We start from the raw sequence: 15,806 nt of genomic DNA on the forward strand, positions 1-15,806 counted from the left end.
GCGATCAGCAAGGCTTGTGAAGGTGTTGCCCGCAATCCCGGCGCATCCGGTAAGATCCTGACCAATATGATGGTCGGTCTGGCCCTGATCGAGTCCCTGGCAATTTACGTTTTCGTTATCTGTATTATTGCCCTCTACGCCAACCCCTTTACTGACACGGTGGTTGAATTGCTGCGTGCCGGTATGGGCGCTTAATGCACTAAGCACTAGCAACACACAGAATAATCTAAAAAGGCGATTCTCATGCGAGGGTCGCCTTTTTTGTATATTGTATACAGTGTCTTGAATAGATAAATGTTTAAACTTATATATATATCAGAGTATTAGCTTCTTTTGACGGTAAATAAGAAGGGTTTTTGTTGCCTTCTTTTCAAGTTCAGAGTAGTCTTTGCCCTGTATGTTATAAATGTACATTAGCGTGTGTTGTGGCTAGTGCAAGACTGCCACCGGGGAGTGGAAAGATTTTTCTATCTCCTCCGTCTTGCCCTGGATGCATTTGCCGTTGTTTGTCAATGTGGTTCTGATAATTATCCAAGGAGAGTTTCGATGCATAATCTTGTCTTCCTGTTGGTGTTGCTGCTGACAATGTTATCCAGTTCGCAGGCGCTGGCTGAGCCCACTCTGGTGACTTCACCTGAAACCTGTCTGATGTGCCACAGCGATGTTGTCTCAGCTGACGGCTTTGCGACATCGGTTCATGGTCCCAACGGTTGTGTCGCCTGTCACGTTGATCTGGTTGATGTTGAAGGTCACATGAGTGGCGAGATTACCCCGCAACCACCCATGTGCGTGCGCTGTCATAAGGTCGAGACGGCGGAACACTATGCCAGTGTCCATATGCTGTCAGGAATCGATTGCTCAAGTTGCCATTGGGATATTCACACCCACCGGCCTTGGGCGGGTGACAAAAATATCGCTTCGGCCAAGTGTGCTGAATGTCACTTTGATACCAATGAAGTATGGCAGGAATCGAGCCACGGTCAGGCAGTCATGGCCGGAAATATGGACTCAGCCGCTTGTCTCGATTGTCACAACCTGCATGCGATCAGCGAAATTGGGCAGCCGGGTGATCCGGGCCATTGGGAGTTTCACACCGATGCCTGCATGAAGTGCCACGCTGATCGCCAGATGATGGAGCGCAACAACGTCATGACCGTTGCGGTAAGCTCCTATTTAAGCAGTTATCACGGCAAGAATTATCGTCTTGGTTATCCTGATGAGGTAGCCGGTTGTGCAAACTGCCATACCTCTCATGCCATCTTCCCTCATAATGATCCACGTTCTACCCTGTATCCTGAGAATCTGATTGGTACCTGCGGCGCCTGTCACTCTAACTCGTCGGCGCAGTTCGTTAAATTTTATTCTCACGGCGATATGACGGATCGTGAAAACTATCCGATTTTGTGGTGGACCTTTGTCAGTATGACCACCTTGCTGGTATCCACCTTTGGGGTGTTCTGGGTACACTCTTTGTTCTGGTTGTTCCGTGGATTTGTTGATAACCGCCAGAAACATCGTGCCATGATAGCGGGTCACTTCCATGTGATCCCCGATGCCCATAAGGTTTACCGGCGTTTCACCAAAACCCACATTTTCCTGCATTTACTGGTTATTATCAGCTTTCTGCTGTTGTCGATGACGGGTATTCCCCTGAAGTTTGCCGACCAGGAATGGGCCAAGGTGTTGATGGGTTTTTTTGGTGGAGCCCCGATGGCAGCTGATTTGCATCGTCTCGGTGCGGTGATCACATTTGTCTACTTTGGTGTTGCTCTCTTTATGAGTGCCAAGTTCCTGTTCTACAAACTGGAATATCCGGCTGAATTCTTCCAGCGCCTGTTCGGCCCCGAATCCCTGTGTCCCAACCTGCGTGATATTCGCGACGTTACGGCAATGGTGCGCTGGTTTTTGTTCCTTGGTCCCAAGCCGACCTTTGAGCGCTGGACCTACTGGGAGAAGTTTGACTTTATCGCGGTCTTTTGGGGTATGTTTGCTATCGGTGGTTCAGGTTTGATGCTCTGGTTCCCGGAGTTCTTTGCCGCCTTCCTGCCCGGTTGGTCGCTCAATGTGGCCACCATCATCCATTCGGATGAGGCGTTGCTGGCAACCGGCTTCATCTTTACCGTCCACTTCTTCAATACCCATGGACGTCCGGAGAAGTTCCCCATGGACTTCGTTATCTTTAATGGCGAGTTGAGTAAAGAAGAGTTCATCGAGGAACGTGCTGACCAGTGGCAGCGTTATGAAGAAGCAGGTATTCTCGATCAGTACATTAAAGAAAAACCCAGTGGTATCGCTTATGATTTCATCATTAAAACCTTTGGTTTCCTCGCCTTGTTTATTGGTCTTGGGTTGCTGGTATTGATGATCTATGCCTTCCTCCTGGGTGGCCATACGCATTAATTGGCCGCAATTTTTAGCTGAATATTCGGGGCTGCCGGCTGGTGGCCCCGAATTGTTTGTAGAGATCATTAACAATGAACAATATGCAAAAAGATTTAATTCTGTCGATTTTCTCTCTTGGTGTTTACATCGTTGGCGGTTTGACGACCTTTGTCGGCGTCGGCATTGTGATCCTGATGAAGGGGAAAGATCTCTGGGGCTGGGGTGATGCCTACGGCATCGGCTACCTGATGATCTGTGTCGGGCTGGTACTAACGATTCTGGGGGTCCTGGTGATGCGGATTGTGAGAAACCGTTTCAAGATCTAGCATTTGTTAGGCGCCTTGATAAATTGGCCGGCAAGATTAAAATTTTTTAGCTCCAAGGACTCTTGTCTGAGTTTTTTCAGCGGGTTGCACGTTGATTTTTTATGAATCAGGGCGGCCGAGGGCATTGACAAATAGCAAGCAAAGTGCTAGTGAATCGGCACTTTTTTGAACATATCCTGGTAGAAGAGCAAATTCACCATCTCAATGTGCCGCTCGAGCAGCAATAATGTTCGACCAATAATGTCCCACCCGCAGGAGGAAAACGAATGGAAGACAATCAGAAAAAGAATGACACGGGTGTCACGTCAACCAGTTTGGCAGATATCCCCAAAACTTTTTTCAAAGGAATTGCGAAAAGTAGAGTATCGCTAGTCGGCGCTATGGCCGTAACGGTGATCTTTCCGTTTCTGGTCGGAGCTGTACTTTACGACCTGGCATTCGGCATTCCCAATACCTATTTTGCCGGCCTGGTTTATATGGTGCTTGGTCCGGGATTTATCGGTGGGCTGGTGCTGATATTTATCGGCTTGTTTTTTTCCAAGGGGAAAGAAGAGGTTCGTCTTTTTACCCTGGCCTATTTTCGGGATAAGCTGGCCGACGATTCAGGCTTCGATCGTTTGCGCAAGATGATTTTTATCGGGGTATTTTTGACCTGTATTAACCTGTTTGTCGTCGGTGTTCTTGCCTATAGCGGTTATCACTATATGGAATCCAATGCGTTCTGTGGCGAGTTCTGTCATGTGCCCATGACGCCTGAATATACCGCTTATCAGAATTCTGCTCACTCCCGTGTTGCCTGTGTCGATTGTCACATCGGCAGCGGCGCCAAGTGGGTGGCTAAATCAAAGATCTCCGGCGTGCGCCAGCTCTATGCTGTAGTTGCTGATACCTTTGCCCGTCCCATCGCAACTCCGGTTCACGGATTGCGTCCGGCCAGTGGTACCTGTATGGAGTGCCATCGTCCGGAAATGTTCCACGGCGATCGTTTGCGCATCAAGGACAAGTTTTTGGAGGATGAGGCCAATACTCATGTCCAGACCGTGTTGCTGATGAAGATTGGCAGTGCCGGTGATCAGGCGTCAGAGTCCCATGGCATTCACTGGCATGTGGATCCGGGCAACGAAATTACTTATGTAGCTGCCGATTGGGAACGCAGTATCATACCGGAAGTCATGCAAAGGAAAGCAGACAGCGGCGTGCTTGTTTATCGCGACAGCGATGCTGAAGAACAGATCGCTAATGCGACTCATCTGCAGGAACGGGTTATGGATTGTATCGATTGTCACAACCGACCAAGCCATGTCTACCTTGGTGCTGATGAAGCCCTTGATAAAAAAATTCTCACTCGTGACATTCCCCAGGAGCTTCCCTACGTTAAACGGCAGGCCAAGGCCGTTGTAGCTGTTGAGTATCCATCTCACGATGCAGCACGAACTGCCATTGCCAGTGAACTGCGTACCTTTTACCGGAATAACTATCCGGAGCTTTATAGCGAGAAACAATATCTGGTTGATCAAGCGATTGCCGGAACACAGGCCGCCTACGTTGAAAATGTATTTCCGGAGATGCAGATCCAGTGGAATACTTACGCCAACTGGATGAGCCACGATGGCTGTTTTCGTTGTCATAATTACCAGCACGAAGCAGCAACCGGTGAGTTGATCGCCATGGACTGTGATACGTGTCATACGGTGCTGGCCGAAGAAGAGCACAAGCCCGCGATCCTGAAACAACTCCTCGGGATGAACTGAGGAACAGGATCGACAAACCGCCAGGTAATCAAGCACCAAACAAAAAGCCCCGCATTACTGCGGGGCTTTTTGTTTGGTAGTGGCTGACATGCCAGCTGGCACCACAGGTCTAGGCTGGTGTCAGATGTTCCTTATCCGGCTCCTTGCGGTCCTTCCAGCGAGCCAGAATCAGGGACTGCAGGGCCGCGGCAATGCCGAAGGCAAGCAGTCCAACGACCAGCCAGGGACCGCTGATCTGCAGCATGTCATAGACGAAAACCTTGGCCCCCCCCATGACCATGATGAGACAAGACAGGTTACGCAGTTCCCGGTTGTTACGGTAGGCAGCAAGGGACATGAGCACAATCGCGGTACCATTAATCAGCAGGGAGACCAGGCCGGTAAAGGCAACGTTAAGCTCTCCGCTATAATTGCGACTCAAGATGAAATAGCCCAGGGCCGAGGCTGCGATCAGTGCGATGGACAGGCCACTAAGCAGCGGCAAGGCCGCACTGCGGTCGTGGGTGTCGTAGCGGGAGAAGGCGACTGATTCAGCCGGCGGCGGATTCTGACGGCAATAGCTGTAGTGGTGGATCGCCAGGTAAGCGCTGATCAGCGCAATGCTCATTAAGGGTACCGGAGCAACGGTGAGGTTGGCAAGGGCCTCCATGGCGATGATCACAAGGATATAGCCCTGTAAAACATAGGAGGTGATGCGCATGCCGCCACTGCTCCAGATGTTGGAGCAGATGCAGATGCCAAGGGCAAGGAGCGATAAAAACGGCAGGGGTAGCAACATTCCGCCCATCAGAGCCGGCAGGGACAGTCCCGCCAGAATCACCCCGCCGGCGGTAAAGGTATTGGTTCCGGGTGCATTGACGCGCTTGCGCTGGGCCAGCCAGAACACCAGAGCGAAGTGGAATCCGGCAGCAATGGCAGCAGGTACGCCGAACAATTCCGGACTCTTGAGCGCGTAGATTCCCGCGACGTAACACCAGGCAGCATTGATGGCAGGCAGACTGTAGTCGAATTTGGATATTTTTTCGTCGCCACTGCGGATAATGCCAAACAGGGAAATCAGCACGAAGGTGAAGCCGATCAGGGTGACAATGGGAACAAACCAGCCTGCACTGATATGTTGCTGCGTCGCTGTGCCACTGAGCACGCCACTGATTTTAAGACCCCAGATCTGGAGCATGAAATGGGTCGTCAGCATCAGCAACCAGCGTAGCCAGGAGCAGCGCTTGATCCGGGAAGCGAAGAAACCAAGGATATTGGACAGCCACAGCATCAGTCCCAGGTAGGGGAAAATCGGGTTAGGGTAATCAATGGCTACCGCGGTCAGGCACATCCCAAGGGTGCCGATAATGATGGGCAGGGCGGCTTTGTAGTAGAAGCTGATCATGGCCAGGGCCATGCCGGTGACGGCCAGCATCAGGTAAACAGCTTCTGCCGGCAAAGTGGAAAAGCGGGTATGGGTTTCCAGCAGGATGCTGAACATTAAAAGAGCACCAATGACGGTGAACAGGGGCGCCATGGTATTCTTTTTGTGGTAAAAGATAGAACCGCAGGCAATGAGTGTGGCAGCATAACCCAGGCCCAGAATGGTGCCCGCCAATTGGCCAAACATGCCGCCGTCGGACAGGGTGCGCAAGCCAAGACCGATGACCAGCAGAAATGATGCTGCCGACACGTGTTTGAGCAGGGTGCTGCCACTGAGTAACAGCGATTTTTCTTCATTCAAGGGAGGGATGTTGGTTGGTTTCGCAGATTTTATGACAGGATCCGTAGCCTGTTGGATCGGCTGCTCAAATGGTTGTATCTGCTTTTCCATCCGTCCGACTCGGTCGTTAAGAATAGCAACCTGTTGGATCAGTTCTTCTACTCGTTCAGTAAGACTGACTTGATTTTGGGTCATGTATGAATCCTCACACCAATATTAAGATGGTTCGCGTACGGTTGGCCTTTTTCGATAATTTTTGCGTTAAGCTGAGCTGTTGCATGTGCGGCGTATTGTGCTACTTTTGCTTTTAATTGCTTGAATCTCTTGGCCCTGCCAAAATTGCCGATTGACCCTGGAAGCTTCCGGGCGTTAACGGGATAAAAATAGAACGCAGTTATTTATAGACGAGTTTTTAGCTGATTTCCATAATTATTTATTATTGAAAAGGCTTCTCAAAAACCAAAATAATGGGTGAGGGAAAAAATGTCGATATAACGTCTTAAAGTACTAATATATATAAATAATTATGCGGGATATATTTTATCTAAAAGAAATCTTGACAAAAAAAAACAAGGGCTTAATATTGCAAAATATTGTTTTATCTTGTCTTGGATGAGGAGGTTTGTTGTGAAAAGCCATGTCTGGAGGCCACTTTATGTTGTGGCGGCCATTGTTGTTCTGATTCTCTTATTTCGGGCTTTTTACGTGCCGGAAGATTTTGGGGTTCAGGAGCGTGGGTACACCTTTGGTTTTCATCGATTGAGTAATGAGCAGGAATGGAAGGATTTCCCGGCTAAATACCGGGGTAGCAGTTACTGCCAGGATTGCCACTATGACGTGGCCGAGGTGTTTACGGTGGCTCAGCACGCGCTGATCCAGTGCGAGAATTGTCATGGCGCTGCGTTTGATCATCCTGAAAATCCTGAAAAACTGCCTATAGATCGTTCCCGTGAACTGTGTCTGCGTTGTCACAGTCAACTCTACACACCTTCAAGCGGACGTAACGCTATTCCTGGGATCAACCCGTCAGAGCACAATGTCGGAATTGAATGCAGTGCCTGTCATAACCCCCACAATCCCAGCCTCGAGGAGATGTGATGATGAAGAGGCGTGACTTTATCAAACAGACCGCAGTGTTCGTCACCGGAGCAGCCCTGTCGTCATCGGCGCTAGTAATGCTTGATCCAAAAGAGCTGCTGGCTCAACGCCCGGAATTGCGCTGGGGTTTTCTCGTTGATACTCACAAGTGTGTTGGTTGCGGGCTCTGCGTCAAAGCCTGCAAAATCGAAAACGATATTCCAATCGAAGCCAATGTGACCCGGACCTGGGTTGAACGTTACGTGCTTAAAAAAGACGGCGAGGTGCTGGCTGATTCACCGAAAGGCGCGCTGAACGGGTTTACCAAGAAAGGGATCGATCAGAACGTTTCGGGTATAGCCGAGGTAAGAGATGAAGATATTGCCCAGGCTTTTTTTGTGCCTAAACTCTGTAATCAATGTGAATCCCCGGCTTGTGTTCAGGTTTGTCCGGTCGGAGCAACCTACCAGACTGCTGACGGGGTCGTACTAATCGATCGAAAATGGTGTATCGGTTGTGGCTACTGCGTTATGGGATGTCCTTACGGCGTTCGCTTTTTTCATCCTGTGGCGCATGTGGCGGACAAATGCAACTTCTGTTATCACCGCATCTCCAAGGGTGGCAACACTGCCTGCGCTCAGGCGTGCCCCTTCGGCGCGCGCAAAATAGGCAACCTGCGTGATCCCAAGGATCCGGTAGCAATGACTGTGTTGCGTGATCGAGTCGGGGTGTTGCGCGATGAATATGGAACCAAGCCACAGGTGTTTTACCTCGGGCTGAGCAAGGAGGTACACTAGTCATGGTTGAACAGATAGCGGCGATGGTTGTCCATGGAGAAGCCTGGACGGTAAAAGATCTTTTTGTTTTGCCTAATGAGTACGTTTATTGGTCGATCCAGATTGTCATGTATCCCTATATGACCGGACTGGTTGCCGGCGCCTTTGTTTTGTCTTCGTTATATCATGTTTTCGGCGTTGAGAAACTCAAGCAGATTGCCCGTTTCGCGCTGGTTTTTTCTTTCGCTCTGCTACCGGTTGCGATGTTGCCGCTGTTGTTACATCTGACCCAGCCGTTCCGGGGCATTCACGTTCTGATGACGCCACATTTTACTTCGGCCATTTCCGCCTTCGGCATTGTTTTCATGACCTATGCCTGCATTGTTGCCGCTGAGATCTGGTTTGTCTATCGCAAGTTCATTGTTGATTCGGTTGTCCGTCTTTCAGCAAAGAACAGTCGCACCGTATATCAAAGCCTTTTATTACAGGTTTATCGGGTTATTTCGCTGGGAGCGATGGATGTCTCCAAGGAAGCGCTTGAATCCGATCACAAGGCGGTCAAGTTTCTTGCCGGACTGGGGATCCCGGTCGCGTGTTTTTTGCACGGTTATGCCGGTTTTATCTTTGGTTCGGTCAAGGCCAACGCCCTGTGGATGACACCATTGATGCCGGTGATTTTCATCTTCTCCGCCGTGGTTTCGGGTATAGCTCTTTGTATCGTGAGCTATTACGTGTTTATGGAAATACGGAAACGGGCGGCAAAAGGCGGATGGAACTTCTTTTTGCCTGAAACCATTGGTCATGACCGCTCTGAATTTAGCTATGAGGAACTGAACAGCATGCAGGATCATGAAGTTAAAATGACTTCTAAATACCTGCTTATTTTTATGACGCTGGCACTGACTCTTGAAGTGCTTGACATGATCTTCCGCGGATACACTGCGGTGAAATCCTGGGATGCTTTGCGTCAGGTCATTTACGTCCATGATTTTACACAGATTTTTATTATGCAGGGGCTGCTTGGAAATGTTATTCCTTTCATCCTGCTGCTCTTGCCGCGCATTACCGTTCGTCGTGCCGTTACCGCATCATTGTTGGTCTTGTTAGGGGTGTTCATGATGCGTTGGAATGTCGTGATCGGTGGTCAGGCGTTTTCACTCACCTTTAATGGGTTCATGCATTATAGTCTGCCGATTATTCCCAACAGTATTGAAACCTTCAAGGAAGGGCTCATGGGGGCACTTTTGGTGGTTATTTCTCCCTTTGTCATTTTTTATTTTCTAAATATGATTTTTCCAGCTTTTATGGAGGACAAATCCGCAACTCACTAACAAAGGAATATCGGGGAATATAGGTCACCCGCAAAAGTCGCGGGTGACCACCGATTCCGGCAAAATACCAGGAGTGATATAGATCCTGCAATTTGATCGTCCGTGTTTTATCAATGGCCTTGTTCATATGGCTCACAATGTGAAAACGACCCGGAACATTGAGAGTCTGTCCCGCCTTCCCAGCTACGACCAGCTGCCAATCTGGAACCTGCGGCTACGCCCAGGACAATAGAGTCACAATCGTTAGGAACAGAATCCTTCAGTTATTCTGCGCTTAGGCAAAGCACAGTCGTAGAATCCATAGTTAAGTCAGCGACGCAGATAGGTAGAAGCTTTTTGCCCCAGGGCTTTCCAGGTGCCGAGCAACCCCAGGATCATGGTCAGGGCAATTCCCGTTAACAGGGTAAACAGCACCGCAACGCCCTGCAGCTGAAAATCACTGTTCAGTGGACCCTCGAGAATGGCAAAGGCCGCCAGGGTGCCGATGAACAGACTGACTCCGCCGGTAATAAGTCCAAGCAGCAGAAATTCGGCAGCAAAGACCCGCATAATGTCCTGGCGGGTGGACCCGCACACCTTGTAGATGACAGCATCACGGATGCGGCGATGTTGATCGGCAGAGATGGCACCGATCAGCACCAGAAATCCGGTCAGCAGGGTAATTGCCGCCATCCCTTTGAAGGCCCAGCCGATATGTTCAAGGTTACGCGCGACATTGGCGAGGATTTCGCGTACCGAAACCGCAGATACGTTGGGGAAGGCGGCGGTGATCCGGCGATAGAGTTCCTCTTCCTGCTCCGCCGGCAGATGGGCTGCCGCGAGAAAGCTGTGGGGTGCCTGTTCGAGGGTGCCCGGCGCGAAGATCAGGGCGAAATTGAGTTCCAGTGTTGACCAGTCAACGCTGCGCAGATTGGCAATTTCCGCAGTGATGGTGCGACCGAGGACACTGACGCTGATAGTGTCGCCAATGCCGACGCCGAACCCTGCGGCCAGATCGCTGGTGATGGAGAGCAGCGGTGGTCCCTGATAATCGTCCGACCACCAGTCGCCGGCGGTGATCCGGGTACCGGCGGGCATGGCGGCAGCATAGCTGAAAAAGCGGTCACCACGAATCGCCCAGCGCACTGACGGATCAATGGTTCGTTCTGTTATCGGGACCCCGGCAATGGCGGTAATGCGTCCACGCAGGGTTGGTGATGCATCAAAGGTGACATCCTGGGAGTAGTCAGCAAGCATTGCGTTAAACGGCTCAATTTGCTGCGGTTGCAAGTCAAAAAAGAAGAAGGTCGGCGCCTTTTCCGGCAGGGTGGTGGTCACCAGGCTGTTGAGGTTTCCCTGAATCTGCACAATCAGCACCAGTACGGTCAGGCCGATCCCCAGGGAGAAAACGATATTGCTCGCCGGTGAACCGGGACTTTTCAGGCTGGTCAGGGCCAATCGCAGCAGCGGCTGTGAGGGTCGGGGAACCATCCGCGTCAGCTTGATGACCAGTGCAGCGAGCAGATGAAACAACACAAAACACCCGGCAGCACCGCTGATAAACCACAAGGCCAGGCGCTGATCGGCGCTACTGAACAGGGCAACGGCGATGAGCAGGGCAGCGGTGATGGTCATGGCAACCCGCACCCCGGTGCCGCTGGTTTTTTTACGCGTTTCAACGTAGCCGCGAAACAACAGGGCCGGTGGGATGCGACAGGCCGACCCCAGCTCCTTAAGGGAAAACAGCAGTGCCGTCAGCAGGCCAAAAATGGCAACAATGACCCACACTCTGGGGAAAATCGCCACCGTCACGGGGAAGGGCAGGTTACTGCCCAATAGACTGCTGAGCAGCCAGGGAATAGCTGCCCCGCAGATAAGCCCGGCAAGGGTGGCGATAGCGCCGAGAAAGAGAATCTGTGCCAGATAAGTGGTAAAAATCAGCTTCCGGGATGCGCCCAGGGATTTCATCGTGGCAATGTGGCTGACCTTCCCGCCAAGGTAGCCACGCACCGCGCCGGTCACCCCGAGCCCGCCCAGCAACAGGGCACAGAGCCCCAGCAGCGTCAGGTTGGTTTCCATGCGATCGAGAAAATCACTGATGCGCGGCGTTGCCTGGCGCCAGGTACGGATGCGCCAGCCGGCGTCGGGAAAGCGGGCCTCCAGTTCACGGCGGAATTCGTCTACCAGTTCCCGGTCAGCAAGTTTTAAACGATAGTTATAATCAACCAGGCTGCCCGGTTGCACCAACCCGGTTGGCATCAGTCGGGCCTGGTCAATCATGATTCTCGGTCCGAGGGTAAAGGCACCAAAGCTGCGATCTGGTTCGTTGATCAGCCGGCCGCGGATCTGAAATTGGGTTGAACCGAGCTGAATGAGGTCGCCGACAGCCAGGTTAAGGCGATCAAGGAAAGACGATTCAACCAGGGCGCCGGGCAGATCATCGCGTTCGGCAAAGGCCTGCTCAAGGCGTTGCGGGGGATCGAGGAGGAGCCGGCCATAGAGGGGGTAGAGATCATCGACGGCCTTGAGTTCAACCAGTCGTCGCTGTTCTGACCCAACCGCCAGAGCCATGGTGCGCAGTTGCAGGGTGCTGGAAACAACTGCGTTCTGTTGCAAAAATTCAAGTTGTTCATCATCAGCCGGGCGATGGGCGAGGCGCAGTTCCAGATCACCGCCCAGCAGGGCACCGGCATCATCGAGCAGGCCTGAACGGGCGGCGGCACTGAAATTACCGATGGCGGCGACAGCAAACACCCCGAGGAACAGGCAGGTGGCAAAGACCCCGAAACCTCGTAAACCGTGACGCAGTTCCCGCCGCATCAGCCGTAGTGATTGCGTCAGCAAATCCATCATGAGGGGTTGTCTCCATCAGGGACAAGCCGACCGTCGGCAATGCGGATGGTGCGTTGGCAGCGCTGGGCCAGGGTTGTATCATGGGTGATCAGTATCAGGGATGTCCCTTTTTCCTGTTGCAAAGAAAAAAGCAGGTCCATCACCATCAGACCAGTATTGCGGTCGAGGTTGCCGGTTGGCTCATCAGCGAGAATCAACGCCGGTTCGGTAACAAAAGCGCGCGCCAGAGCGACACGCTGTTGCTCTCCGCCCGACAGCTCACCAGGAAAATGGCCGCTGCGCTGCGCCAGTCCGGTGGCTGTCAATGCTGCCGCTGCACGCTCCAGCGCCGTATCGTCACCGGAAAATTCCAGCGGCAGGGCGACATTCTCCAGCGCCGTCATGGTCGGGATCAGGTGAAAGGATTGAAAAACAATGCCAATGTGAGCACGGCGAAAACGCGCCAGAGCATCTTCGTCGAGGCCATTGAGGGTCGTGCCGGCGACCCTGATGGTGCCGCTGGTGGCTGGTTCCAGCCCGGCCAGGGCCATCAGCAAGGTAGTTTTGCCGGCCCCGGACGGGCCAACAACACTGACGGTTTCTCCGCTCTCCACGCGCAGGTCGATACCGCGCAGGATCTTGACCGGCCCGGCACCACCGACTAGACTTAAATGAAGATCGTTTATTTCAATGATAGGATCAGGCATGAAAACTCCTGTTTGCTGGTTATTGCTGCTCTTTTTAGCTGTACCTCTGACCCTGACAGCGGCTGCGCCCATGACCATCCTGGTGCTGGGTGACAGCCTGACGGCCGGTTATGGCCTGGCGGAAAGTGAGGCCTTTCCGGCTCAACTTGAACGGGCACTTATTGAACAAGGTCATCAGGTGCGCGTTATCAATGCCGGTATCTCCGGCGACACCAGTGCCGGTGGCGCTGCCCGTCTCGAATGGAGTCTGACCGATAATCCCGATCTGGTCGTCCTTGCCCTGGGAGCCAACGACGCCTTGCGCGGCTTGAATCCCGACCAGACTCGAACCAACCTCGCCGCCATTATTGAGCGCCTCAAGCAGCGACAGATCAGCCTGTTACTTGCCGGCATGCTCGCCCCGCGCAACATGGGCGAAAATTATTATAACAGTTTTGATAAAATCTATCCGGAATTGGCGCAGGAATTCGACGTGCCCCTCTATCCTTTTTTCCTGGAAGGGGTGGCAGGCAAGCCGGAACTGAATCTTGCCGATGGGATACATCCTAATGAGGCAGGGGTGCAAGTGATGGTGGAGGGGATCTTGCCGCTGGTGGTGGAAGAACTGTCGTCGCTCTGATTCGTCCAGATTGTAGGTTTCAGTTGACAGAGGTCGGCATGACTGTCAATTTTCAGGTGCTGATTATTTACCACCATTATAATGACGATTACTCAGGAGACTTTCCATGCATATTTTTACCGACGGCTTTACCAGCGTATCCCTGTCCAACGGCAACCTGCGGGTCAAACTGGCGCAGAACGGTCCCGACAATGAGCCGGTTGAGGTGGCGACTTTGATTGTCCCGGCGGCATCGGCACCGAGTTTTGTCAACGGTTTGGCCAACGCCCTGCAGCAGCTCGAAGAGCAGATCAAGGCCAAGCAATCCGAGATGGTGGTTGAGGGGACCAAGCCGAACTGATCGTTTTTAGTCCACGGAAAACACGGAAAAACACGGAAGAAAAGCTTCATGTTAGAAAAACAGTCATTCACCAAAAAGCCAGGTGGTGCCTCTTCAAGGTTTTGTTTGGTTTTTCAGTGATTTCCGTGTTTTCCGTGGACACTAATGTGGCTGCCAGCGCAAGCGTGGTTTGCGCGCAGCCGTGGCTTCATCTAGCCGGCGCCTACGGGCACGACTTGGGGCGTTTTTCAGTTTGTCCGGATCCTGCTTGGCTTCGGCGGCAATGGCGAGCATCGCGTCACAGAAATCATCAATCATCTGTTTGCTTTCGGTTTCCGTCGGTTCGATCATCAACGCGCCGGTTACCACCAGAGGGAAATAAATGGTCGGCGGATGAAAGCCGTAGTCGATCAGGCGTTTGGCAACATCGAGGGTATGGCAGCCACCCCCCAACTTCTCTTCGGAAAATACCACCTCATGCAGTGAGCGCTCTTTATAGGGCAGGGCGTACACCCCTTCGAGTCGGGCGCGGATATAGTTAGCGTTCAGCACCGCCAACTCCGTGGCCTTTTTCAATCCGTCACCACCCATGGCGAGAATATAGCTGTAGGCGCGCACCAGAATACCGAAATGACCGTAGAATGACTTGACCCGCCCAATTGACTGCGGGCGTTCATAGTCAAAATGGTAGCTGTCCCCTTCCTTCGTAATCACCGGTAGCGGCAAAAACGGGATCAGTTTCTCGGCAACACCAACCGGCCCGGCGCCGGGTCCACCGCCACCATGGGGGGTGGAAAAGGTTTTGTGCAGGTTGAAATGCATGACATCGATCCCCAGATCACCGGGGCGGCTGATTCCCATCAGGGCGTTGAGGTTGGCCCCGTCACAATAGACCAACCCCCCCTGTTCATGAACCAGCTCACAAATGGACCGGATGTTAGCTTCAAACAGCCCCAGGGTATTGGGGTTGGTGATCATCAGGGCGGCAACCTCGTCGGACATGACGGCGGCGACAGCGTCGAGGCTAAGGATGCCGGTGGAAGTTACCGGCACGACCTCGTAACCGCAGAGAGCAGCGGTGGCCGGGTTGGTGCCGTGGGCGGTATCGGGAATGATGACCTTGGTGCGCTTGCTGCCATGCGCCTCATGCCAGGCGCGGATCATCAGCATGCCGGCCAGTTCCCCTTGCGCACCGGCCGCAGGTTGCAGACAGATGGCGGGAAAGCCGGAGACTTCAGCCAGCGCCTGTTCGAGCCGATACATCAGCTCCAGCGCCCCTTGATTGAGAGCTTCCGGCGTCTGCGGGTGAATCTCGGCGAAGCCGGGCAGGCGCGCCGCCACCTCGTTGACCTTGGGGTTGTACTTCATGGTGCAGCTGCCTAATGGATAGAAGCCGCTGTCGACGCCGTAATTCCAGGTTGAAAGACGCGTGTAATGGCGGATGACATCAACTTCCGACAGTTCGGGAAAGTCAGTGATCTCATCACGCAGTAGTTCGATGTCGGGCAAGGCCGGCGGCACATCAGCATCAGGTAGACTGTAGCCAATGCGTCCCGGCTGGGACTGCTCGAACAACAGGGGCTCGTCAAGCATCAGACCACGGGAATCGGTTGATATCATTGGTTACCTCCGGCCAGGGCTGCTACCAGTTGTTCCATCTGTTGTCTGCTGTTCTGTTCAGTAACACAGATCAGCAGGCCGGACTCAAGACCTGGGTAATCGCGGCCGATGGCCACGCCGGCAAGAATCTTCTGTTGCTCCAGGCGTTTTTTGAGATCGGCAACCGGCTCGGTGCAAGTCACCACAAACTCATTGAATACCGGTGTATTAAAAGGCAGGGCAAAACCGTCAAGTTGCGCAATTTGCTCGCTCAGCCAGGCGGCACGGGCATAATTGATTTCAGCCAGCTGGCGTAGCCCCTGTTTGCCGTGCAGCGCCAGGTAGATGGAAACCATCAAGGCACACATCCCCTGATTGGAACAGATGTTGGAAGTGGCCTTTTCGC

The 15,806-nt window shown here is 52.6% G+C and carries 13 protein-coding genes and 1 pseudogene; 9 read left to right on the plus strand and 5 right to left on the minus strand.

The features are described 5' to 3' along the window. The 4 genes from AC6F7T_RS06285 to AC6F7T_RS06300 all read left to right on the plus strand — a co-directional run. The coding region (locus AC6F7T_RS06285; protein WP_500717147.1) for an ATP synthase subunit C-like protein at nt 1-195 on the plus strand (195 nt) is incomplete at its 5' end. 351 nt (nt 196-546) lie between these two features. Then, complete coding sequence (locus AC6F7T_RS06290) at nt 547-2,400, plus strand: cytochrome c3 family protein (protein WP_500717148.1); 1,854 nt, start codon at nt 547-549, stop codon at nt 2,398-2,400. A gap of 83 nt (nt 2,401-2,483) precedes the next feature. Next, on the plus strand, nt 2,484-2,708 hold the full coding sequence (locus AC6F7T_RS06295) for a hypothetical protein (RefSeq protein WP_500717149.1): 225 nt from the start codon (nt 2,484-2,486) through the stop codon (nt 2,706-2,708). A gap of 266 nt (nt 2,709-2,974) precedes the next feature. Further along, entirely contained in the window at nt 2,975-4,459 is a 1,485-nt protein-coding gene (locus AC6F7T_RS06300; protein ID WP_500717150.1) for a NapC/NirT family cytochrome c, read from the plus strand. A 109-nt stretch (nt 4,460-4,568) separates the two neighbouring features. Here the strand turns inward: AC6F7T_RS06300 and AC6F7T_RS06305 are convergent, their stop codons facing one another. Next, complete coding sequence (locus AC6F7T_RS06305) at nt 4,569-6,356, minus strand: DUF2339 domain-containing protein (protein ID WP_500717151.1); 1,788 nt, start codon at nt 6,354-6,356, stop codon at nt 4,569-4,571. A 432-nt stretch (nt 6,357-6,788) separates the two neighbouring features. Between AC6F7T_RS06305 and AC6F7T_RS06310 the strand changes: the two genes are divergently transcribed. From AC6F7T_RS06310 to nrfD, 3 genes are read left to right on the plus strand one after another with little or no spacing between them, the layout of a single operon-like run. Beyond that, nucleotides 6,789-7,259, plus strand: coding sequence for a cytochrome c3 family protein (locus tag AC6F7T_RS06310; protein ID WP_500717152.1), 471 nt, complete (start codon nt 6,789-6,791; stop codon nt 7,257-7,259). Nucleotides 7,260-7,261: 2 nt separating this feature from the next. After that, nucleotides 7,262-8,035 (plus strand): 4Fe-4S dicluster domain-containing protein, encoded by a 774-nt coding sequence (locus tag AC6F7T_RS06315; RefSeq protein ID WP_500717159.1) that lies wholly within the window; start codon nt 7,262-7,264, stop codon nt 8,033-8,035. 2 nt (nt 8,036-8,037) lie between these two features. Continuing rightward, nucleotides 8,038-9,345, plus strand: coding sequence for an NrfD/PsrC family molybdoenzyme membrane anchor subunit (gene nrfD / locus AC6F7T_RS06320; RefSeq protein ID WP_500717153.1), 1,308 nt, complete (start codon nt 8,038-8,040; stop codon nt 9,343-9,345). Nucleotides 9,346-9,654: 309 nt separating this feature from the next. Here the strand turns inward: nrfD and AC6F7T_RS06325 are convergent, their stop codons facing one another. Both AC6F7T_RS06325 and AC6F7T_RS06330 read right to left on the minus strand, forming a co-directional pair. Beyond that, complete coding sequence (locus AC6F7T_RS06325) at nt 9,655-12,177, minus strand: FtsX-like permease family protein (protein WP_500717154.1); 2,523 nt, start codon at nt 12,175-12,177, stop codon at nt 9,655-9,657. Next, on the minus strand, nt 12,174-12,863 hold the full coding sequence (locus AC6F7T_RS06330; RefSeq protein WP_500717155.1) for an ATP-binding cassette domain-containing protein: 690 nt from the start codon (nt 12,861-12,863) through the stop codon (nt 12,174-12,176). The genes AC6F7T_RS06325 and AC6F7T_RS06330 overlap by 4 nt, the downstream gene beginning before the upstream one ends. On the opposite strand from AC6F7T_RS06330, the gene AC6F7T_RS06335 reads away from it, so the two are divergent. Together AC6F7T_RS06335 and AC6F7T_RS06340 are read left to right on the plus strand one after the other, a co-directional pair. Beyond that, entirely contained in the window at nt 12,862-13,482 is a 621-nt protein-coding gene (locus AC6F7T_RS06335; RefSeq protein ID WP_500717156.1) for a GDSL-type esterase/lipase family protein, read from the plus strand. The genes AC6F7T_RS06330 and AC6F7T_RS06335 overlap by 2 nt on opposite strands. Nucleotides 13,483-13,588: 106 nt before the next feature. Next, on the plus strand, nt 13,589-13,822 hold the full coding sequence (locus AC6F7T_RS06340) for a hypothetical protein (protein WP_500717157.1): 234 nt from the start codon (nt 13,589-13,591) through the stop codon (nt 13,820-13,822). A 141-nt stretch (nt 13,823-13,963) separates the two neighbouring features. Here AC6F7T_RS06340 and gcvPB read toward each other — a convergent pair whose 3' ends face one another. Both gcvPB and AC6F7T_RS06350 read right to left on the minus strand, forming a co-directional pair. Continuing rightward, the gene (gene gcvPB, locus AC6F7T_RS06345) at nt 13,964-15,421 is read right to left on the minus strand and encodes an aminomethyl-transferring glycine dehydrogenase subunit GcvPB (protein ID WP_500717158.1); all 1,458 of its coding nucleotides are present in this window, start codon (nt 15,419-15,421) and stop codon (nt 13,964-13,966) included. Continuing rightward, a pseudogene (locus AC6F7T_RS06350) lies at nt 15,418-15,806 on the minus strand (glycine dehydrogenase); the annotation flags it as partial. The gene gcvPB and the pseudogene AC6F7T_RS06350, both read right to left, overlap by 4 nt.

This window comes from Pelovirga sp. (assembly GCF_059864205.1).